The sequence below is a fragment of the Maribacter sp. HS genome (assembly GCF_048059195.1).
In the GTDB taxonomy this organism is placed as follows: domain Bacteria; phylum Bacteroidota; class Bacteroidia; order Flavobacteriales; family Flavobacteriaceae; genus Maribacter; species Maribacter dokdonensis.
In genome coordinates this window covers 903,181-925,262 of the sequence record NZ_JAYLVV010000002.1, presented here as the reverse complement: position 1 = coordinate 925,262, position 22,082 = coordinate 903,181, and the positions used below count along the sequence as shown (strand labels likewise).

The following is a 22,082-nucleotide window of genomic DNA, read 5'->3' as shown; positions in this document are numbered from 1 at the left end:
AATTAAAAAAAAGCCAGATAGATCATATCTGGCTCAAGTTTTTTAGAACCAAGGTTTTTTACCTACTTGGTACGTGTTATAAAATTCTTCGTCTGATTTTGTTAGGTAGATGATACCTTCTATAAGTCCTATAACGTAAGGAATCCACACTAATAGTAGACCTATACCAAGACAGGACGTTGCGTAAGCTAATATTGTTACTCCTAAAAGAATAAAACCTTCTTTTTGGTATCCCAATATGAATTTATGAACTCCTAAGGAACCTAATATAATTGCTAAAATTCCTACTAAAACTTTTTTGTTTTCTCCTCCTGCTCCACTAAAAGCTTCTTTGGCTCCAGCAGTAAATTCATCGGCAGTTTTCTTGGCATTCTCACTAAATTCTTTAGCTGATTCTTTTGCATCTTCAGAAAATTCTTTGGCCGATTCTTTTGCGTTATCAAAAGCATCTTCAGCCTTATCTCCGAAATTTTTATTCTCGTCTGACATTTTAATTGTTGTTTGGTGGTTAATAAGTGTTAAATGTAGCAATTATTTTAACATCATAAAAATGCTTTATCAACTGGTTCCCAAAGTTCTATCTTGTTTCCATCAGGGTCTAAAATCCATCCAAATTTTCCATATTCAAATTCTTCGATCTCACCAATTACCGTGACTCCTTCTTCTTTTAAAACTTTCAAAAGTTCTACAAGATTCTCAACCCTAAAATTCATCATAAAACTAGATTTGCTAGGGTTAAAATAGGTAGTGTCGTTATTCATAGGGCTCCATTGTGTAGAACAGTCGTTTCCTTCTTTGTCTTTCCACCAAAAAGTACAGCCATATTGATCGGTATTTAAACCTAAGTGTTTGTTGTACCAATTTTTTGAATGATCGGGATCTTCGGTCTTAAAGAAAAAGCCACCTAGTCCCGTAACTCTTTTTTTCATATCTATTTATCTTTTAATAGTATTTTCGTACAGATCGATCCAATTCTTTACGGTCATTTTAGTACACAGTTCTTCTATTAAGGAATACGGGATGTCATCCATACTTTTAAATCGTATACAGCTTTTGCCCATATCCAATTTACGTTTGCAATATTTGGGGTATTCGTCCTTAAACCAACTCATTAATGTGTTGTCTGCATAAATGCCTGAGTGGTACAGTGCAATATAATTTTTTTGCGATGCCAAATTAATGAAAGGTAAAGGTAGCTCTGGTTGAACATGATAACCTGCCGGATAAAGCGAATGTGGCACAACATAGCCCAGCATACCATAACTCAATTGCTCTGTAAAGCCCTTAGGTAAATTTTTAAGTAAAATTGCCCTTAACTTTTCAATTACCTCTTTACGTTCTTGTGGTAATTGAGCAATATATTCGTCTGGTGTGTTAGCTTTGTACTTCATTGTAGCTTTCGAATTTTGCCTTTATTTTATCAACTACGGTTTGAGCCAATTTTATTTTGCTTTCTACCGTCCAACCGGCTACATGTGGCGATAGCATTACTTGGTCAGATGCAATTAAATACTGAAATGCCTCAGGAAGATTATCATCTGTGAACATGTTTTCAAAAGAAGCTTTTTCATATTCCAATACATCTAAACCTGCCCCTAAAACTTTACCGGATTTTAAGGCATCAACTAAATCTTTGGTTTTTATACATTTTCCCCTGGCAGTATTAATAATCCAAATAGGTTTTTTGAACTTATCTAGATATTCTGCATCTACCATGCCTATGGTTAACTCTGTTTGGGGTACATGGAGGCTTATGACATCCACTCTGCTTTGAAATTCCATAATACCAACTTGGCGTGCGTTGTCATCTTCAACGCCGCCTTTAATATCGTAGCAGATCACTTCTTCCACATCAAAACCTTTTAGTTTTTTAGCAAAGGCCTTGCCCATGTTGCCATAACCGATAACACCAACTACTTTTCCTTCTAGTTCAATTCCGCGATTGCCTTCTCGGTCCCATTTGCCATTTCTAACTTCCTTGTCGGCAGTATTTAATTTGTTAAATAACGATAAAAGCATACCCAAGGCATGTTCGCCTACGGCATTGCGATTGCCTTCAGGTGCAGCTGCTAGGAAAATACCCAATGATTTTGCATATTTGGTATCAATGTTCTCAAGTCCGGCTCCTAATCTGCCAATGAACTTTAGATTTTTTGCTTTATCAAGAAATTGTTTGTCTATCGTAAACCTACTTCTAATGATCAGACCATCATAATCGGCTATTTTTGCTTCTATCTGTTCTTTTGAAGAAGTATAATCTTCATCGTTCGTAAAACCTAGTTCAGCAAACTGTTCAATTATTAATGGGTGGTTTATATCTATGTGTAATACTTTCATTTATGTTCAATTATATTTTGGGGTATTCTGTCTTTGTTTTTTCGTCTATTACATTACCAGTATGTGCTATGCCTTGTTTTTCAAATAACATAATATGCACTTCCTCATTGTCTTTGGTTAAAGGGCAATGTTCTACACCTTTGGGTACAATAATTAATTCGCCTTGTCTTACCACTTCCGTACGGTCTCTAAATTGCATATATAGCGTACCTTTTGTCACTTGAAATAGTTCATCTTCATTGTCATGTGAATGCCATACAAATTCACCTTTAAGCTTAGCCAATAATACCTGCATATTATCCACGACACCAATTTTGTGTGGATGCCAATACCCATCTACAAGTTTATGTTTTTCTTTAAGATTAATGCTTTTCATAGGGTTGTTTGCCTTATCCTTTTTGAAGGGTATGGCAAAGAATGATTTAATTAAGGTAAAATTGAATACAGTAAGATACGTAAAGCCTTAGTATTCTAAAAAAGATAGTGGGTTAATTATATGCCCAAAATCAATTTTGCGATAGAGAAGTAAATTAATATACCAAAAATGTCATTACTGGTCGTAATAAAAGGTCCTGTTGCAATGGCGGGGTCAATACCTCTTTTGTCTAAAAACAATGGCACAAATGTGCCTATGAAACCGGCTACTACAATAACCGCGATCAGTGATATGGAAATTGCCAATGAGGTGGGAAAATCCCCTTTCCAAATCCAAGTAAAAATAAGCAGTAAGCAAGACAGGATAAACCCGTTCAATAATGCCAATAACATTTCTTTTATCAATCTATTACTGATGCTTCCTTTAATGTCGTCATTGGCCAGACCTTGTACTATAATAGCACTAGATTGTACACCAACATTACCTGCCATTGCCGCTATTAATGGTGTAAATAGAAAAAGTACGGTATACTCACGAAACATTTCTTCAAAACCGCCCATAATTACTGCGGCTGCTGCACCACCAAAAAGCCCTAAGATCAGCCATGGTAAACGAGCTCTAGTTAAATCCCAAATACTATCGTCTGCCTCAACATCTTGTGAAATACCCGCGGCCATTTGGTAATCTCGTTCCGCTTCTTCTTTAATGACATCTACAATATCATCAATTGTAATACGCCCCACCAACCTGCCAATTTCGTCAACCACAGGTATGGCTTCAAGGTCATATTTGCTCATGATCCTGGCAACTTCCTCTGGATCTTCATTAACGTTGACCGAATCTACATTTTTTATAAAAACATCCTTTATGTGGGTTTTGGTAGATGTGGTCAATAAGTCTTTTAAGGATAAACGACCTTTTAGTTTATCCTCATCATCTACTACGTAGATAGAATGTACGCGGGTAACGTTCTCCGCTTGTGTGCGCATTTCTTTTACGCATGTAAGCACGTTCCAGTTTTCGTTCACCTTTACAAGCTCTTTTGCCATGAGTCCCCCTGCGGAATCTTCGGCATATCTTAAAAGGTCAACAATATCTTTGGCATGTTCCCTATCTTCAATTTTAGAGATAACATCCTGTATTTGTTCTTTTGGTAATTCACCAATAATATCAGCAGCATCATCTGTGTCAAGTTCTTCTAGCTCGCCTGCAATTTCCTTCGTTGATAAATTACTAAGAATAGCTTCACGGACATCTTCATCTAGTTCTGTAAGAACATCCGATGTTTTATCGCTGTCCAATAATTTGATCAAATAAGTTGCCTGCTCCTTATCCAGTTCATTAATGATCTCCGCAACATCTGCATAATGCACGGTCCCCAACATAGCATTTAGTTCAGCGTCATTATTTTGTTCAATGAGCTGTTCTATTTCTGAAACTAATTCGTCTGTAAGTTTAAAGGGTGTCATCTGCTATTTTCTTCGTCAATGCAATAAAATCTTCGACCGATAATTGTTCTGGTCTAAGGTCAAATATAGTGTCTTCTCTTAGATTATCTGATAAAGTGAATGTTTTTAAACTGTTACGTAATGTCTTTCTTCTTTGGTTAAAAGCTGTTTTTACTACCCTATAAAGTAGTTGTTCGTCACAAGTGAGTTTAAAATTCTCTTTTCGGGTTAATCTTAAAACGCCCGATTGCACTTTTGGTGGGGGGTCAAAGACATCGGCTTCAACGGTAAATAAATATTCGGCATCATAAAATGCTTGTGACAATACGGAAAGAATACCATAGGCCTTGCTACCTTCTGACGAACATATACGTTGTGCTACCTCTTTTTGAAACATACCCGAAAATTCTGGAATTTGATCTCGTAGCTCTAACATTTTAAAAACTATTTGGGTTGAGATGTTATAGGGGAAGTTACCCGTAATGCCAAACTGCTCATTGCCAAATAAGGTGGAGATATCAAAATTTAAAAAATCCGCTTCAATAACCTTAAAAGAACCTTCGCCTTGAAATGCCTTTGGATGCTCTAGTGGAAAAGTTTCGTTCAAGTAGGTGATAGACTCGGTATCTAAGTCCATGGCCACTAAATTACTGTTGCGTAATAGTAGGTACTTTGTTAATACCCCCGTACCTGGACCAATTTCAATTACATTTTTATAGTCTTTCTGTAATAACGTATCTGCTATTTGTTTGGCAATATTTTCATCTTTTAGAAAATGCTGGCCAAGGTGTTTTTTTGCTTTTACGGGACCTTTTTCTTGATGCTTTTTTTGAGCATATTTATCTCCTTTGTATTTCTTTTTCTTTGTTCCCATAAATCTATTTTAAAAGCTTAAAATTTTGCAATATAAGCCCACGCTTTTTTACCGGAAGCCAATTGAATTTCAATTCTTTCATATGCTTCGCCCTCGTATACATCGGCTTTTTGCAATTCTTGATGAGACAGGGTGTACACTTGGCCTTTAATGGAATCTTCCGCTTTTCCTGTATGTTGCAAAGTAGGGTAGAGGTCTGCTATTTTTTGGTCGGATATTATATATGACGGTAATTCATCTTCAAATCCGTTCAAAGGTCTTGCAAAAACTCCTAATTGAACTTCTCTTTCTTGTAAAGTGCCATACGTAAACAAAAAGTGTGTTGCAGTAGCGCGTTGTACAAAATATTCATCTACAACTTCTAATTCTGTTTTGAAAGAAACCAACTGACCGGCAAATTTTTTCTGGATACTTTCTATGAGTGCCGGGGCATCTTCTTCATAGTAACGATCTAATGTTGCCTTATCGGGCACCGTATATTGCACGGAATACGTATAGCCTCCCATATCTTCTTCTACTAGAACCTTGGTGAATTTTGCGCTCAAAAATTTACCGGTAGATAGTACTTGTGGTATATGGGTCTCTTTCATCCATTGCAGCCAAGAGTCATGTGCTGTTTCCTCTATATTGGTGGTAACGTTATATATGTACATGTATTATTGTTCAGATTGAATTGCAAAGTTAGTTCAACTAGACCTGACTATGAATTAGATATCCCTTGAATTTAATTAATGGAATCTCCCCTTAAAATTCTGAAGTTCTTGCGGGCTTCTGGGAAGTAGTAACTATCTTGATAGTTGTAAATGATTTTTTCATATTGCTCTTTTGCTTTTATGGGGTCATTGAACACTGTTCTGTAAAGTTCTCCCAAAGCATAATAAGCATCATCTGCAAGAATACCATTACCATAGAACGTGATGATTTTTTGGTAATTTAATTGCGCATCATCGTATTTCTTAAGTTTCTCGTATAATAGGGCTTGCTTTAATAAAGCCTCGTCCTCAATTTTTTCTCCCTTATGATTTTCTAGAATGTCACCCAAGGCATTGATCGCCTCATCGTTTTTATTTTGGTAGGCTAAAAAATCTGCTCGTGCATATTTTTTCAATGCTGTTTGAGTAGAGTCTTCTAATGAATTATCAGATATCAAGAGGCTCAGCTGCATGGCATCATTTGCTATAAGCTGTGAGGTAGAGCTTCTTAAAACTTTTAGTTGGGTTAAGGCCCAATCAAAATCTCCCTTGTAAAAGCTGGTCTGCGCAACTTTAAACCGTGCATTCTGACCTAAAACGTCGTTTTTAAGTTTTTGCTGAATCTGTGAAAAATAGATGAGTGCTTCATTGAATTTTTTGTTGAACACTAAAATATCTCCTAGTGCCAATTTTAAATAGGCAGTGCCTCTATCGCTCATGGGCAGTTCAAGGCTGTTTTTCAATAATTTTTCGGCAGGTGCCGGGTCGTTCTTTTTAAAAGTCAGAAAATTGGCATAGGCTACCTGAAGCTGAAGGGTTTGTGATCTGTACCCATAAATATCCACAAGTTCCTCATATTTTTTTTGAATAGCGTCTAACGTACTGTCCGTTGCGCCTACCAATTCAATATCAATTAGATTTAATTCTGCATCTAGTTGAACTATTTTATCACTGGTGTTTTCAATGATATAGCTGTAAATATCTTTAGCAATTTCATATTCTTCATTCTCCAGAGCGCTTTGTCCTAAATTTTCTAAACGACTGGTAGAACTGCCATTCATACGCTTAAAAATGGCTTTTTCTTGCCTAAATGCACTACCGTATTGATTTTGTTTTTCAAATAACCAACTCAATAACTCGTTCCATAAAATATCAGGATTCTTTTGAGCGCGTTCCAATAACACTTTTTTTAGCAAAATGTTATTTTGGTTTTCCGGTTCTTCCGATACAAAATCGTCTATGCTTCTTAGAATATTGCTTTTGGAAGTTTTACCATCAATAACAAGATTTAAATACGAGTTATACATGGCCTCAACGTTGCCCTGTTCCCCATAAATTCTTGCCAATTGAAAATTGAAGTTTAAAGCGGGATTTAACTCCATTGATTTTTGAAAAGCCTTTATGGCCATATCCAAAAGGTTGTATTTCTGAAATTGAAGTCCCAAGGCATATCCGTAATTGGGATTTTTATCTATAATGGCCAAAGCTTTGTCGTAATTCTTTTGCGCCAAGTCTTGCTGCTCTTGTAGCGCATAGTTGTAACCAAGGTCAATTAAAAGGGTAGGGTAAGGATTGCGGTCATTTAACCGTGCATTCAAAAAAGATTCTGCTTTTTGGTATGCTTCCAACTGTTGGTAGCAAGCAACTAAGTCTTGCACATACTCTGTTCTTCGGGGATTTTTTTCTACCAATTTTTCGTAGAATACTACAGCTTTTTCAAAATCACCATCTGCAAAATATTGTTTGGCCAAAAAATCATCTTGGGCAAAACAAAATGTTGTAAAGGTTATGTATGTAATTAGAAAAAGGATAAACCGCATACTCAAAGATACATAGAATGCTGTAAGTTGTTACAAAGCATATATTATCACAGCATATTTTATGAAATGGTTCCGGTACCCTTATGAGACCCGTCGCAATTGGGCATTCTTTTTGAAAGTCCGCAAACACAATCATTAAGACCTTTTCCGCTTAAAATTCTATTGGTGTATTTATTGATTCGGGCTAACCTGGTCGAAGATTGTTTGGCTTTTGAAAAATGTAATAAATATCCTTTTTGCCTACCAGGGGTCAATTTTTCAAATGCGTTTTTAAAAGTGGGATTTTCCTTAAAAATTATTTTCAATTCTTCAGGGACTTCATAGTCACTAACTTTTTTCGTGGGTATTATTAGATTTGATTTTTCAATTTCTACGGCTTCAAAAATGTAATCTTTGATCACCTTTTTCATTTTTAAAATATCTTCTGTATTCTTGAACCTTATTTGCCTGCCCGCTTGTACGTTTTCTGTCTGTTGTATTAAAATAGAATGCGGGTCTCTAAGCAGGGCACCTTTGTAAAATAGAAGAGCGCAGTATTGTTTGAAACCGTGAATTAAAACAATGTTCTTTCCATTTTTGGTGTAGCAAGGATGTTTCCATTTGAAATCTTCTTTAACATCGCATTCCAGGATTATTTCTCGGAGCAATGAAAGCTCATTCTTCCATACTACTTGTTCGTTCAGAAAATCATCCACTTTTAGGTTCATACTTTTTCAATATTGTTTTAAGCCATAGTGATATGAGCTAGTGTGAAACGACTTTAAGGCCTATTATAGATCCGATCAATGTAGTTAAAAATAGTATTCGTAAAAAAGTAGCGGGTTCTTTAAAAACAAATATGCCCACTAAAACCGTACCTACGGCTCCAATGCCTGTCCAAACCGCATATGCAGTGCCAATGGGAAGAGTTTGCGTTGCTTTTACCAAGAGTATCATACTTATAGCTAAGGCTATTAAAAAACCGATATACCATAAATACATTTCATTACCGGTAGATTCTTTTGCTTTACCTAAACAAAAAGCGAATGCTACTTCAAATATGCCAGCGATAATTAATAATATCCAATTCATAAGTAACAATTTTTGAATATAAAGGTCGAAGAATTAATTGGTATCAAAAAAAACGTCATGAAATTTATAAGTTTCATGACGTTTTAATGATTGCTGTAACAAGTTAAATCAACCAATATTTAAAAGTTGGCTTTTGAGGATTTAATCAATCATATCAAACCCACAATATGGTACTAATACTTCAGGTATTTTAATGCCATTTGGAGTTTGGTAGTTTTCTAAAATACCAGCTAATACACGTGGTAATGCTAATGAGCTGCCATTTAAGGTATGTGCCAATTGGTTTTTACCGTTCTCGTCTTTAAAGCGTAATTTTAATCTATTGGCTTGGTAGGTTTCAAAGTTCGATACAGAGCTAATCTCAAGCCATCTATCTTGCGCAGTTGAGAAAACTTCAAAATCAAAAGTAAGCGCAGCGGTAAATCCTAAATCACCACCACAAAGTCTTAGTATACGGTAGGGTAATTTTAATTCACGTAGAATATTTTTCACATGCTCAACCATGCCGTCTAAAGCTTCATAGGATTTTGTAGGGTGTTCTACACGAACAATTTCAACTTTGTCAAATTGATGTAAACGGTTTAGTCCACGTACGTGTGCACCATAACTACCTGCTTCTCTTCTAAAACATGGCGTGTAACCTGTATAAGTTATTGGGAAATCGCTTTCGTTTACAATAATATCTCTAAAAATATTGGTTACAGGAACCTCTGCCGTTGGTATCAAATAAAGGTCGTCTGCGGTTACATGGTACATTTGCCCTTCTTTGTCCGGTAATTGCCCAGTACCATAGCCAGATAGTTCGTTTACCAAGTGTGGTACTTGAATTTCAGTATAGCCCGCTTCAGTATTTTTATCTAAAAAATAAGCTATTAGTGCACGTTGTAACCTTGCACCTTTGCCTTTGTATACAGGGAATCCCGCTCCGGCAATTTTAACGCCCAATTCAAAATCTATGATATCATATTTTTTGGCAAGCTCCCAGTGTGGCAAGGAAGCTTCATCCAACTTTGGCACTTCGCCTTCACTGAATACTTCTTCATTATCCTCTTCAGAAGAACCTTTTATTACCGAGGTATGCGGAGTATTAGGTAATTGATATAATAATGATTTTAACTCTTCTTCAGCTGCACTTAAGTCGTCGCCTAATTGTTTAGACTCCTCTTTAAGTTTTACGGTCTGTTCTTTCAACAGATTTGCCTCTTGAACTTTACCTGTCTTGTACAATACGCCGATCTCTTTAGAAATCTTGTTAGATTCAGCTAAAACGTTATCTAAACTAGTTTGTGAAGCACGTCTTTTTTCATCTAATCTAAGCACATTGTCCACTAATGGTTGTGCATCAATATTTCTTTTTTCAAGAGCTAGGATAACTTCTTCTTTGTTATCTCTAATGGTCTGTATTTGTAACATTGTAGAATTGTATTTGGCTGCAAATTTACTTAATCTAATATTTTAAGTAGCTACTTTTTAAGACTAAACATCAATTATCTATTTTTCTGATTTGATGTAAGGGGATGGAAGAATCCAGCTATGGTGTTTTGATCTGTACCATGCCTCGGCCGCCAAGTCGGTCTTTGAATCTATAAAGGGCTCGTACGGCTTACGGTTTATGCTAATTTTTGAATTTTCTAAGTATACGGAAACGTCCCTATTTTCCTCTTTGAATTCCTTTTTAAGATATTGGGCAAACTGCCAGGCAAAATCTGGGTAAGCAAATATCTTTCGCTCTTGACTACGAGATACGTAATCTTTGGGGTTGATTATAAAAACCTCTTCGGTATTCTTGTCCACTACCTTGTACCTTCCTTTACCCTGTCTACTGCGTAACATCATACGCCAGCTCATTCTGTGTCCTTCTTCGGTCCATAACACATCATCTTCAAAAGTATAATGTCTAACGGGTAATAACAGTTGTGTTAAAAAGTATACTGCAGCTACAATCAATAAGCTGTTTTTATAATTTGGGATGATGACTTTTGATGTGGTCAACGGAATTTTAGATTTAAAGAAAATTTTGCGGATGGTTTCTGGCTCAAAAAAGAAAACACTGAAGGCTATGGATAAATAAGGGAAAATACCAATTTGAAATATGATCGAATTGAATAGGTGAAAGAACAATGAAAGAAAGAAAGCCGCTTTTCTGGTCGGTTTCCAAAGTAATGCCGGTACAATGAGTAAATCAAACAAAATACCAACAGATCCTATAACAGTATGTATCCAAGGTTCCTGTAAAATATCGCCAACAAGCCAATAATTCCTCTTCGAATGCATTAAAACGGCTATGGTACTGAAGTCTAGCCAATCTCCATATATTTTAGCAATTGATGCGTATGTGTAAACAATGAAAAGTTGTAGTACCACGATCCATTTTATGTATGCATACATTGCATTGCTTTCTATTTTGGGGTTAAGCTTAACGTCTATTGAACGGCTTTTTTCGGCAGGAAAAAAGCACATGATCAACGAAATTAAAATAAGAAGATAGTAATGATTGTTATAGGCGGTCTTTTGCATTAAATAAGTAGCCGTCCACATGGTTGTAAACGTTATCATACTTGCCCGGTACTTAAAACCTAATGCAATGCATATGCCCATTAGACCCATTATACCAAAGTAGAAATACATTCCGTTGCCTGGTAAAGGTTGTAAAAAATCGAAATCTATAAATGGAAATTTAAATTTTGGGGCAATTAAATTTCTATTTACCCAGCCGGTAGCAATAGCGCCAAAACATTCAAGTGAGATTAGAATGCCAAAAAAGATTCTAAAAATGATCAATGAGCTATTATCTATGCGTTGAAATAATAACCTATTAAGCATAATTACTTATTTATATAGTGAAGAGATTTCTCTTTGTCTATTGCCAATTGAGCCTTTAGGGCATCAACAGATTCAAATTTATGTTCATCTCGTAAACGAACCAAAATATTAACTTGTAATTTAAGATTGTATAAATCCGCATCAAAATCAAAAAAATTGACTTCTATGGATTGTTTGGTGCCGTTTACGGTAGGGTTAAAACCTATATTCATCATTCCGTAAACTATTTTACCGTTAATAGTACTATTTACGATATAGGCTCCATTTTTAGGTATTAGCTTATAATCTTCCGCAATGGAAAGGTTGGCGGTAGGGTAACCTAGTTGTTTGCCAATTCCCTTGCCTTTTATGATTGTTCCGGTAAGCATGTATTCATAGCCTAAATAGCTGTTGGCGGTTTCAATATCACCTTCTTCCAGAGCTTTTCTGATCTTGGTGCTACTTACCGATACATCATCTATTTCTTGGGCGGGTATTTCGTCTACTGAAAATTCATACGTATTACCAAAAGTGACCAAGTCGTTTATGTTGGCATTACGATTTCTGCCGAACCTATGATCATAGCCAATAATTACTTTTTTGGTATTTAAGGTGTTTACCAAAATATCACGGACAAACTCCGTTGCCGTAAGTCTAGAGAATTCTTTTGTAAATGGGTGGATAATAAGAACATCTAACCCTAAGCGCTCTAAAATATTAATTTTCTCATCTATAGTGTTCAAGAGTTTTATATTGGCATCTTTCTGTAAAACCATTCTTGGATGCGGAAAAAACGTAAGAACCGATGATTTCAATGCCGTATTTTTGGCATGATTTATGATTTTATTAAGTATTTTCAGGTGACCTATATGTACCCCGTCAAAGGTGCCTATGGTAATGACCGTAGGATACTCTTCTTTGTATTTGGAAATGTTGCGGACTGTAATCACCTTATGATAGAAAATAAAAAGACTTATATTTGATTTTGGTTAAAAGTCCCTTAATGATTGCAAAATTACGCCTAGTTTTTACAATTACCATAGTATTTCTTTCCTTTTCCGGTGTAGCGCAATCTACATATTGGAAAAATACGGAGTTGAACGGAGCGGCGAAGCGATTATCCAAACAACGCTTAAAAGTAAATAAAAGCAAGGCTTTTAAATTAGATCAAGAACAATTTACGAAGGTATTAAACGACGGTAAATCATCTAAAATTGTTTATTTCCCTAACGAGTTGGGTGAAATAATTCCCTTTTTAGTGGAAGATGCACATCTTTTTGCTGAAGGTTTAGCCGAGAAATACCCTTCCATAAAATCTTTTAAGGGAGTTGCCTTGAACGATGCAACAACGCACATAAGGTTCAGTATGTCGCCAAAGGGTATACAAAGTACAATGAGTACATCTGGTGAAAATGGGGCTTTGTTCATGCAAAAATCTACTGATGATATTTATGTGTTGTACCGTAGAACGGAACAAGAGGAGAGTGATATAGATTTTGTTTGTAAAACAGTACCGGAGGTTAAGGAGTATTCTCAGAATGTAACCGCTAAATTGGTAGATGATCAAACACTGAGAAAATTCAGGATAGCTATTTCTGCATCAGGTGAGTACACAGAATTTCATGGGGGAACCAAGGCAGATGCATTAGCGGCCATAAATGCTACGTTGACAAGGGTCAACGCCGTTTTTGAAAGAGATTTGGCTATTACTTTAGAGTTGATTGCAAATACAGATCTTGTTATATATACCAATGCAGATACTGATCCTTACACCGGTAGTTTAAGCTCTCAGGTGCAAAACACCCTAACAAGTGTCATAGGAGAATCAAATTATGATATCGGGCATTTATTCAACCAACAGGATAATACTTTAGATGGTAATTCTGGCTTTATCGGTGCCGTTTGCGCAGACGGAAGAAAAGGTAGTGGTTATACTACTTTGTCTTCTCCTATAGGCGATGCTTTTGATATTGATCTGGTAGCGCATGAAATAGGGCATCAATTTGGTGCCAATCACTCTTTTTCACATACTTCGGAAGGCACTATAGTACAAGTGGAACCTGCCAGTGGTACAACTATTATGGGGTATGCCGGTATTACGGGGAATAATAATGTGGCCAATAATAGCGATGATTATTTTCACTACGTAAGTATTGTACAGATCAGGGATTATTTGGAAACAGTTTCATGTGGTAGTACCGAGGTACTTGGAAATACACCTCCAACGTTAAGTCCATTGGTGAATTATAATATTCCAAAAGGCACACCTTTTGTGCTAACTGCAGAAGCTAACGATGTAGATACCGGTGATGTGCTTAGTTATACATGGGAGCAAATAGATAACGGTATTGTAACCCAATCTACGTTCGGACCTACAAATCCGGCAGGAGCCAATTTTAGGTCTTTACCACCTTCACTAATTCCACAACGATATTTTCCTAACCTTACCCGTATTTTGGGCGGGGAACTTACAGAGGCGTTACCTTCAATTGGCGATGCTTGGGAGACTGTGTCAAACGTTGGCAGGGATTTCAATTTTTCAGTGACCGTAAGGGATAATGCCTTGAACGGAGGGCAATCTGTTTCTGATGAAATGACAGTTTCGGTGAGCGGTGAAGCCGGTCCTTTTTTGGTGAGTTCACAAAGTACACAAGAGACCTTTGAAGCTGGATCGGTACAAACCATAACTTGGGATGTAGCCAATACGAACGTAGCACCGATCAATGCGGAAACGGTTACCATATTATTATCTACGGATCGTGGAATTACCTTTACTGAAATATTGGCAGAGAATATACTAAATGATGGAAGTCATGAAGTTATTATACCGAACCTTCCTACCAGTACAGGGCGTATAATGGTAATGGCGGATAATAATATATTCTTTGCAGTAAACGATGCTTTATTTTCCATAACACCTTCTGAAATTGTAATGGATTTTGATGAGGTAATATTTGATGTCTGTAAGCCTAATGATTTAAATGTTTCCTTTAATTACGAAACCAATTTGGGTTTTGACGAGGAAAGTACATTTAGTGTTCAGGATTTGCCGGCAGGCCTAACGGCAACCTTTACCCCGGCGACCGCAGATGCAACAGATACCGAAGTTAGTATAGCTATAGAAGGTGTGGCGGGTCTAAACGTAGGAGAGTACCCTATAAAGGTGGTAGCTACATCCGCTACGGTCACTAAAGAAATTACGCTTCAAGTAAGGGTGTTCGAAGACAATTTTGAAGATGTTATTCTAGTAGCTCCTACAAATGGTTTTGCAAATGCTTCTACAGATATTCTTTTGGAATGGGGTACATCGATCGGTAATACTCAGTACGAGTTGGAAATTGCGAGCGATTCTGCCTTTACTTCTATCGTAGAATCTGTATCCGTATCGGGTAGTTCCTATACGCCAACCCTTTTGGATAATAATAGCACATATTATTGGCGCGTAAAACCTAAGAACAATTGTGGTGAGGGAGATTTTAGTGAAGCCTTTAGCTTCTCTACCGTACAGTTTAATTGTACCACAAAAGAATCTTCTGATACGCCAATAGCAATATCAAGCAGCGGAACACCGGTAATAACGTCTAAATTGATTTTTTTAGAAGATTTGCCCATTGCGGATATTAATGTGCAGTTAGATATTGAGCATACTTTTTTAGCTGATTTGGTGGTCAGCTTAACTTCACCGGCAGGTACAACCGTTACCTTGGTTTCTAATTCTTGTGGTGATGCAAGTGACATCAATGCTATTTTCGATGATGATAGCCCTGCTTTTAATTGTGGTGTAAATCCTGGAATAGGTGGGTCTGTGAAACCATTGGGTACGTTAAGTTCCTTTAATGGGGAATCTATACTGGGTGAATGGACTTTGGAGGTAAAAGATAATGCGCCTTCTGATGGTGGACGCTTGGTTTCTTTTGCTCTTGAGGTTTGTGTTGAAGGTGACTTTAGACCAGATGCAGATAATGATGGTGTATTCGATGATGGTGACGACCTTTGTCTAAATACCCCGGAAGGGCAGGAAGTAGATGCTTCCGGTTGTGCAATTTACCGCTTTCCTTCAGAGAATTTTGTAATTACTTTAGAAAGTGAAACCTGTAGCGATAATAATGATGGGTCTTTGTCCATTGCCCCTAAATTGGCATTGGATTATCAAATTACCGTGACGGGTAATGGGGTTGATTTAACGCAAAATTTTTCCAATAGCTTTAATTTGGCAAACTTAAGTGCGGGTACGTATACGTTATGTATTACGGGTACGGATGGTACAGTCGTGTATCAAGAGTATTGTGTTGAAGTACAAATAACCGAACCTGGTCCGTTAAACGTTTCTTCTAAAATTGCGGATGATGGGTCTTTAGTGACATTGAATTTGTCCGGGTCTTCATTTTATACGATAGAGTTGAACGGTATAGCCATACAAACGGAAGATTCAGTTGTGCAATTAGAATTGCAAAAAGGACTAAATTCTTTAAAGGTATATACTCCAATCGCTTGTCAAGGAGTTTATGAAGAGCAAATAGGTTTTTATGAGCGCCCGGTAGTTTTTCCAAACCCGGTAAAAGATGTAGTGCAGGTGTATATAGGTGGGCAGCAAGAAGATGTTTTTGTAAGTATTTTTAGTATAGACGGTAGGTTTATCTATGATGAAACTACCACTTTGGTGAATGGCATAATTCAGTTAGATTTAAGTGCATTGGCCGCGGGAATATACTACTTAAGGTATGAGGGAAATACAATTAATGGAACAACAAAAGTAATTAAGGAATGATACGTTTTCTAATGTTCTCTTTCTGCGTAGTTATAGCTTTTTCTAGCTGTAAAAAGAAGCGTTCTGCAACACCTCCAGAAGCAGTAAGTTTAGTATTCCCCGAAGAGAATTCTGAATGTACAACCGGTGTAAGCTTAGGTACTGAAACCAGTCAGGTAGAATTTAGATGGAACTTGGCGGATAATACGGAAACGTATGAGTTACGTGTTACCAATATTGCTACGAGTACGGTGCAAACCATTGTGTCTACTTCAAATTCAGCAAAGCTGCCTTTGGCCAAAGGAGAGCAGTTTTCATGGTTGGTACGATCACGTAATAGTGACGTAGAAGAAACTGTTTCTAGTGAAGAATGGTACTTTTATAATGCAGGGTCTAGAACTACATTTGCCCCCTTTCCGGCAACTATTGAGAGTCCGGCTTCCTCTTCAAGTGTTTTTAAGGACATCAATAATGAGGTAGAGCTAGTTTGGTCTGCATCTGATCTGGATAATGATATAACCGGTTATGAAGTCTATTTCTCGGTAGAAACGCCACCAATTGATCTTATACGTACGCTTTCATCAGATGTTACCAATATCAAAGTTTCGGTATCTTCAGATACGGTTTACTATTGGCGTGTAATTGTTATAGATGCAGAAGGTAATAGATCTAATACCGGGGTATATAGTTTTAAGGTGCTTTAATGCTAAGAATTGTTGAATTGATTCATTGTTCTGGCAATGCCGGCTAAAGCGAAAGAGTTTATAATTTCAGTTGATTTTTTTAATCGCTCTGGTAACAATGCTTGCTCGTCACTGTTCCATTGTCCTAACACGTATTCAACCTGTCTACCCTTACCAAAATCTGAACCTACTCCAAAGCGGTACCTGTTGTATTGAATGGTCTGTAGAAATAATTCTACATCCTTTAATCCATTATGGCCACCATTACTGCCTTTTGTTTTAATACGAATGGTTCCAAATGGCAGATTAATATCATCTGTAATTACAAGGACGTTACTTTGCGGAATATTTTCTTTATCCATCCAATATTTCAATGCCTTGCCACTTCTGTTCATATATGTTGAGGGCTTAAGACAAATAATAGTTCTTCCTTTTACCTTATAAGAACCAATGTCGCCTAGTTTTGCCGTTTCAAAGGTAAAGTCGTTTGTTTTGGCTACTTCGTCCAGTATTTTAAAACCGATGTTGTGTCGGGTTTCGGTATATTCTTCTCCTATATTTCCAAGGCCAACGATCAAAAATTTTTTCATGGGATCTTTTTCTTCGATAATAATACTCTGTTTGGTAAAAAAAGATTTAAGTAAACGGAGCATTTGAACTATAATTTAGTGCGTAAAAATACAAAAGCATCCTGATACAAATACCAGGATGCTTTTTAATGAATTTTAAACCGTTAAGTCTATTCTTGAGCAGCTTCTTCAGATGCACCTTCTGCACCTTCAGCTCCTTCTTCATCTTCATCTTCATCATCAGTAACAACAGCGGTACGTGCTGTTTTAACCTGTACTACAACTTGATTGTCTGGGTGTAAGATGCTAAAGTCATCATTTAATAATGATGCTACAGAAATGTTCTGACCAATTCTTAATTTAGAAATATCGATATCGAAGAAATCTGGTAATTTGCTAGGTAAAGCTTTGATTGCAAGCTTACGTTTTCTGAACAATAAACGTCCACCATTACGAACACCTGGTGAATTCCCTTGTAATCTTACAGGAATGTTCATAGTAACCATTTTATCATCGAATAACTGATAAAAATCAATATGGATGATGGCATCTGTTACAGGGTGAAATTGAATATCCTGTAATACTGCGTTAACAGTTTCTTTGCCTTCCAATTCAATTGCAACTGTGTGTGCATTTGGAGTGTAAACCAAGTCTCTGAACGCTAGTTCATCTGCTGAAAAGTGTAATGGTTTATCCCCTCCGTATACCACGCAAGGAACCTTTCCAGCATTACGTAGGGCTTTCGTTGCCTTCTTGCCCACGCTTTCTCTTTCTGATCCTTTAATTGTAATTGACTTCATTATATGTATTAAAAATTAATATTCTTGTTTTGACTTCTTCGTTACATTAAAAACTTAGAAGATATGGAGTTATTGTTGTGTACCTTGTCCATGACATCGGCAAATAAATCTGCACAACTTAAAACCCTTACTTTATCACTCTTTACCTCCGCCGGGATTGAATCTGTAATAATCAATTCCGTAAGTTTTGATTTCTCAATTTTCTCGTAAGCATCTCCTGATAATAGACCATGTGTAGCAATGGCCCTAACACTCAAAGCGCCACGTTCCATCATTAGGTCTGCTGCTTTGGTCAATGTACCTGCCGTATCTACCATGTCATCTGCTAGTACTACATTTTTACCTTTTACATCACCAATTAGTTCCATATGGGAAATAACATTGGCTTTGGCTCTTTGCTTATAACATACTACAACATCACTATCCAAAGCTTTGGAATATGCATAAGCTCTTTTTGATCCGCCCATATCGGGTGAGGCAATGGTAAGATCTTTTAATCCTAAATTTTTTAAATAAGGTAAAAATAATGTTGATGCGAATAGGTGGTCAACCGGTTTTTCAAAAAAGCCTTGAATTTGATCAGCATGTAAATCCATGGTGATAATTCTAGTTGCCCCAGCTGTTTCTAACATTTTAGCGACCAATTTGGCAGCAATAGGCACTCTAGGTTTGTCTTTTCTATCTTGTCTTGCCCAGCCAAAATACGGCATAACGGCTGTAATATGACGCGCAGATGCTCTTTTGGCAGCATCTATCATTAATAACATTTCCATTAAATTCTCTGGACCGGGATGTGTTGATCCAATAAGAAATATACGGGTTCCTCTTATTGATTCTTCAAAAGAAGGTTGAAATTCACCATCACTATAGCGGGAAAACGATATTTTGCCTATTTCTGCACCATAAGCTTTGGCAATTTTTTCTCCTAAGACTTTACTTTGGGTACAAGCAAATATTTTCGGTTGTGGAACTTGGTATGGCATGTCTTTGTATATTGTTTTCCAAACAGTTACTTCCTTGTGTGGTGGGAAGTACTTGTTTTTTAGAAGGTGCAAATTTAAAAATTAATTTTGGTTGCTAATGCATAAATATTGATATTTTTAGTGGTAGAAAGAAAATTATTATTTAATTTTGCAGTCCTATTTTGATAGGATGCCAATTTTGAATGGCAAATATGCTCGAGTGGCGGAACTGGTAGACGCGCTGGATTCAAAATCCAGTTCTTCGGAGTGTGGGTTCGATTCCCACCTCGAGTACTTCTAAACTCTCTTAATCAGATGATTAAGGGAGTTTTTTGTTTTTGGAAAATTCTGATATTGCTAATGTTGATTTTGTGGAATAATTGAACTTGCTATTTAATTAGCTTGTTATGCTATCCATTTTAATTTTCTTCGCTCTTGCCTTTTTAGGTGTAATTTTCTCATTTACCTTCAATTGCTCCATAATACTTTCAGCCAAAAATTTTGCCAAATTCACAGGTACGGCATTACCGATCATCTTATAACCTGCTGCTACTTTTTTGTAATGGAAAGTAAAATCATTGGGGAAAGTTTGTATTCTGGCACATTCGCGTACACTTAACCTTCGGTAAAGGTGTTCTTTTCCTGGGACAAAGATTCTAACATCTTTATTTATCAGTTTCATTTTGGGTGCCTGTGGGTGTATAGGGGCATGTCTGCCGCCAGCTTGTATGGTGAAAGATTGTTCGTCCCAATTACGAACCCGGTTTCTTGACATAAACATGGTAGAAAAACCACCGATCATATATTCATGATTGGCTACCTTACAATTTGTACCATTGGTGTTATTATATTCCAATGCAGGTATGGCGTTACTTTTTAGGTCATGTATGGCAGTTTCAAGAGTTACTTTGGGGAAGGTATAGGTAGGAAATTCATATTTAAAATTCAAATCTTTTCTAATACCTATAAAAAACACCCTTTTTCTATCCTGTGGTACATTGTAGTCGCTTGCATTTAGCATTTGAAATGATAGGTCATAACCTACACCTGCATTTTTTAAAAGTTTTTTAATGCCATCAAGAGCGGTGCTGTGCTTATGAATAAGCATACCGCTTACATTTTCTGCTAAAAAGAATTTGGGTTGTTTAGCTTCAAGAATTCTAATGAAATCATAGAAGAGTTGCCCTCGTTTATCTTGAATGCCTCTGGCAGCACCTGCTGCACTCCAACTTTGGCAAGGCGGTCCGCCAATGATTCCGTCACAATCGGGAACTTCATTGGCAGGGATGTCTACAATACTTCTTTTGTCAAAGATAGTATCCGGATGATTTTTCTCGTACGTTTCCCAAATATCCTTATCATATTCGTTTGCCCAAATGACATTGAAGCCTGCTTGTTCAAAACCAAGATCTAAACCGCCCGCTCCGGCAAAAAAGGATACTACATTCATTTTTTTGTGCTATTCAATTGTTTTTGTTCTAAACAATATCTTGATTTTAAATGCTATTGTTATTACAAAAATACATTTTAGATTTTCAAAATGCTTTTAAACCAAGTATCTATTTCACTTGTATGGTCTGCTTCTTATTTTTAATATTCGCTACATTGGCTTCAAAAGACTTAATAATTTTACGGTCTTTTATGACAACATGCATTCCCACCTCGCAATGAATACCGGTATAACTTACATTTGGCATATTCTTAAATGTAGGGATGTTCACATCATCTAAATATATAAATTGTGTAGGGGTAAAATTGTAAGAGCAATAGATAAGAAGATTATCTATGATGATATATTTTGAGTGAATGTCATTATTGATAAAGTATGTTACGTTTTTGGTGTTTTTAAGCTGAGTGTAAAATTTTTGGAAATTCCTGGTGTTTACCGGACTTCTGAATTTTACATCCTTAAATTTTTGTTCGTCTTGGGGTAATGGAGCAAATGTTTGAGATAAACAGGTGACGCTGATTCCTTTGTCTGCCATTTTTAGTACCACGCCCAATATGCCTTGCCTGGTTTCATTTTTTTGTAAAGTAGAGGGATGTGTGGCGTTGAAATTATAATTAAATGCCGCTAAATGTTGCGCGCAAATGATTATTTTTTCTTTTGCCGCTTCTAGGTAATTGATCAAAGTTTTTTCTAGGTGGTTAGCAGAGTTGTCGTAAAAAGGAGCGGTGATATATATTGAATCGGAAAATTGAAATGCTGCCTTATCATGGGTATTACATGTTGTATTCAGTGAAGACCTGTAATCTTTTATGGCAATAGAACGCTCTATCAAATTCTTGTAAAACGTGTTGGCTGTTTCTTCATAACCAGGTTCGTTTTCAATACAGATCATAGATTCATTTTTCACTAAATCCCTTACGGCTAAATTAGATGAGCTCATTAATAATAAATAGCCGTTTTCCTTTTTTATGTAGGCAGATTTTATATGCAGGGAATACGGTAAGGTGCCCCTTGAGAATTTTTTAATATTCGCGCTGCGAACATAAAGATGGGAGAATACATAAAAATGAAAATTTTTGAGAGATGTAGATCTGTAAACTTCCCCAAAAATCTTTCTTGCTAAATTATATTTGGTAAGTTCTTGAGTTGTTTTTTTTCCGGTATCAAGGTTTTTTAAAACTTTAGGATTGTTGTTGTCATAGCCCTCTAGCGGAATAGTAATTACATTTACCGTAATGCCATTGGTGGCTAGCTTTTTAAGATAGTCGTACAAATATTGATTGTTGAACAGGTACCATGAAATATTGATTTCCTCAATATTGTTCTTGTCCTTTTCAATAGTGCGTATAAATTCTTGAAGTAATAAAGGGGAGCCACCCTGTTCATAAAAATCGAATTGATTTTTATAATTATCATGTTCATCAAAATAGCAATGGATGGGCATACTCAGT

Annotated in this window: 21 protein-coding genes and 1 tRNA gene; 3 read left to right on the top strand and 19 right to left on the bottom strand. The window is 36.5% G+C overall.

Annotated elements, in window-relative coordinates:
* Window positions 1-42: 42 nt before the first annotated feature.
* From VBZ51_RS04045 to VBZ51_RS03980, 14 genes are all read right to left on the bottom strand, one after another.
* The gene (locus VBZ51_RS04045; protein WP_058104122.1) at window positions 43-489 is read right to left on the bottom strand and encodes an NINE protein; all 447 of its coding nucleotides are present in this window, start codon (window positions 487-489) and stop codon (window positions 43-45) included.
* A 53-nt stretch (window positions 490-542) separates the two neighbouring features.
* Entirely contained in the window at window positions 543-929 is a 387-nt protein-coding gene (locus tag VBZ51_RS04040) for a VOC family protein (protein ID WP_416576136.1), read from the bottom strand.
* A gap of 6 nt (window positions 930-935) precedes the next feature.
* On the bottom strand, window positions 936-1,391 hold the full coding sequence (locus VBZ51_RS04035) for a DUF1801 domain-containing protein (RefSeq protein WP_091607340.1): 456 nt from the start codon (window positions 1,389-1,391) through the stop codon (window positions 936-938).
* Entirely contained in the window at window positions 1,375-2,337 is a 963-nt protein-coding gene (locus VBZ51_RS04030; RefSeq protein ID WP_416576135.1) for a 2-hydroxyacid dehydrogenase, read from the bottom strand. Before VBZ51_RS04030 ends, VBZ51_RS04035 begins: the two co-directional genes overlap by 17 nt.
* Before the next feature lie 10 nt (window positions 2,338-2,347).
* The gene (locus tag VBZ51_RS04025) at window positions 2,348-2,713 is read right to left on the bottom strand and encodes a cupin domain-containing protein (protein ID WP_071341104.1); all 366 of its coding nucleotides are present in this window, start codon (window positions 2,711-2,713) and stop codon (window positions 2,348-2,350) included.
* A 116-nt stretch (window positions 2,714-2,829) separates the two neighbouring features.
* Window positions 2,830-4,182 carry a magnesium transporter gene (gene mgtE, locus VBZ51_RS04020; RefSeq protein ID WP_058104117.1) on the bottom strand — a complete coding sequence of 451 codons (1,353 nt, stop codon included), beginning with the start codon at window positions 4,180-4,182 and terminating at the stop codon, window positions 2,830-2,832.
* Window positions 4,169-5,035: a 16S rRNA (adenine(1518)-N(6)/adenine(1519)-N(6))-dimethyltransferase RsmA gene (gene rsmA, locus VBZ51_RS04015; RefSeq protein WP_416576134.1), complete on the bottom strand. Its 867-nt coding sequence runs from the start codon at window positions 5,033-5,035 to the stop codon at window positions 4,169-4,171. The genes mgtE and rsmA overlap by 14 nt, the downstream gene beginning before the upstream one ends.
* Before the next feature lie 17 nt (window positions 5,036-5,052).
* Entirely contained in the window at window positions 5,053-5,688 is a 636-nt protein-coding gene (locus tag VBZ51_RS04010) for a DUF4286 family protein (RefSeq protein WP_074671506.1), read from the bottom strand.
* A gap of 71 nt (window positions 5,689-5,759) precedes the next feature.
* Window positions 5,760-7,547, bottom strand: coding sequence for a tetratricopeptide repeat protein (locus VBZ51_RS04005; RefSeq protein WP_416576133.1), 1,788 nt, complete (start codon window positions 7,545-7,547; stop codon window positions 5,760-5,762).
* Window positions 7,548-7,606: 59 nt separating this feature from the next.
* The gene (locus VBZ51_RS04000) at window positions 7,607-8,254 is read right to left on the bottom strand and encodes a DUF1801 domain-containing protein (RefSeq protein WP_416576132.1); all 648 of its coding nucleotides are present in this window, start codon (window positions 8,252-8,254) and stop codon (window positions 7,607-7,609) included.
* A 37-nt stretch (window positions 8,255-8,291) separates the two neighbouring features.
* The gene (locus tag VBZ51_RS03995) at window positions 8,292-8,618 is read right to left on the bottom strand and encodes a DMT family transporter (protein ID WP_058104114.1); all 327 of its coding nucleotides are present in this window, start codon (window positions 8,616-8,618) and stop codon (window positions 8,292-8,294) included.
* A gap of 141 nt (window positions 8,619-8,759) precedes the next feature.
* On the bottom strand, window positions 8,760-10,031 hold the full coding sequence (gene serS / locus VBZ51_RS03990) for a serine--tRNA ligase (RefSeq protein WP_416576131.1): 1,272 nt from the start codon (window positions 10,029-10,031) through the stop codon (window positions 8,760-8,762).
* 78 nt (window positions 10,032-10,109) lie between these two features.
* On the bottom strand, window positions 10,110-11,441 hold the full coding sequence (locus tag VBZ51_RS03985) for an HTTM domain-containing protein (RefSeq protein ID WP_416576130.1): 1,332 nt from the start codon (window positions 11,439-11,441) through the stop codon (window positions 10,110-10,112).
* A 2-nt stretch (window positions 11,442-11,443) separates the two neighbouring features.
* The gene (locus VBZ51_RS03980; RefSeq protein WP_071341112.1) at window positions 11,444-12,370 is read right to left on the bottom strand and encodes a bifunctional riboflavin kinase/FAD synthetase; all 927 of its coding nucleotides are present in this window, start codon (window positions 12,368-12,370) and stop codon (window positions 11,444-11,446) included.
* Between the two features lie 53 nt (window positions 12,371-12,423).
* Here VBZ51_RS03980 and VBZ51_RS03975 point away from each other — a divergent pair, with 53 nt between their 5' ends.
* Together VBZ51_RS03975 and VBZ51_RS03970 are read left to right on the top strand one after the other, a co-directional pair.
* Window positions 12,424-16,188 carry a reprolysin-like metallopeptidase gene (locus VBZ51_RS03975; RefSeq protein WP_416576129.1) on the top strand — a complete coding sequence of 1,255 codons (3,765 nt, stop codon included), beginning with the start codon at window positions 12,424-12,426 and terminating at the stop codon, window positions 16,186-16,188.
* Window positions 16,185-16,871 (top strand): hypothetical protein, encoded by a 687-nt coding sequence (locus VBZ51_RS03970; RefSeq protein WP_071341114.1) that lies wholly within the window; start codon window positions 16,185-16,187, stop codon window positions 16,869-16,871. Before VBZ51_RS03975 ends, VBZ51_RS03970 begins: the two co-directional genes overlap by 4 nt.
* A gap of 2 nt (window positions 16,872-16,873) precedes the next feature.
* Here VBZ51_RS03970 and pth read toward each other — a convergent pair whose 3' ends face one another.
* The 3 genes from pth to VBZ51_RS03955 all read right to left on the bottom strand — a co-directional run bounded on the left by pth (window position 16,874) and on the right by VBZ51_RS03955 (window position 19,202).
* Window positions 16,874-17,503, bottom strand: a complete 630-nt coding sequence (gene pth, locus VBZ51_RS03965; protein WP_074671520.1) for an aminoacyl-tRNA hydrolase — start codon at window positions 17,501-17,503, stop codon at window positions 16,874-16,876.
* A gap of 86 nt (window positions 17,504-17,589) precedes the next feature.
* Entirely contained in the window at window positions 17,590-18,219 is a 630-nt protein-coding gene (locus tag VBZ51_RS03960; protein WP_058104107.1) for a 50S ribosomal protein L25/general stress protein Ctc, read from the bottom strand.
* Window positions 18,220-18,260: 41 nt separating this feature from the next.
* On the bottom strand, window positions 18,261-19,202 hold the full coding sequence (locus VBZ51_RS03955; RefSeq protein WP_210708479.1) for a ribose-phosphate pyrophosphokinase: 942 nt from the start codon (window positions 19,200-19,202) through the stop codon (window positions 18,261-18,263).
* Between the two features lie 193 nt (window positions 19,203-19,395).
* Here VBZ51_RS03955 and VBZ51_RS03950 point away from each other — a divergent pair.
* Window positions 19,396-19,475, top strand: a tRNA-Leu gene (locus VBZ51_RS03950).
* A 103-nt stretch (window positions 19,476-19,578) separates the two neighbouring features.
* Here VBZ51_RS03950 and VBZ51_RS03945 read toward each other — a convergent pair.
* On the bottom strand, window positions 19,579-20,631 hold the full coding sequence (locus VBZ51_RS03945) for a DNA cytosine methyltransferase (RefSeq protein ID WP_416576128.1): 1,053 nt from the start codon (window positions 20,629-20,631) through the stop codon (window positions 19,579-19,581).
* A gap of 109 nt (window positions 20,632-20,740) precedes the next feature.
* Window positions 20,741-22,075 carry a phospholipase D-like domain-containing protein gene (locus VBZ51_RS03940; protein WP_416576127.1) on the bottom strand — a complete coding sequence of 445 codons (1,335 nt, stop codon included), beginning with the start codon at window positions 22,073-22,075 and terminating at the stop codon, window positions 20,741-20,743.
* Window positions 22,076-22,082: the final 7 nt, after the last annotated feature.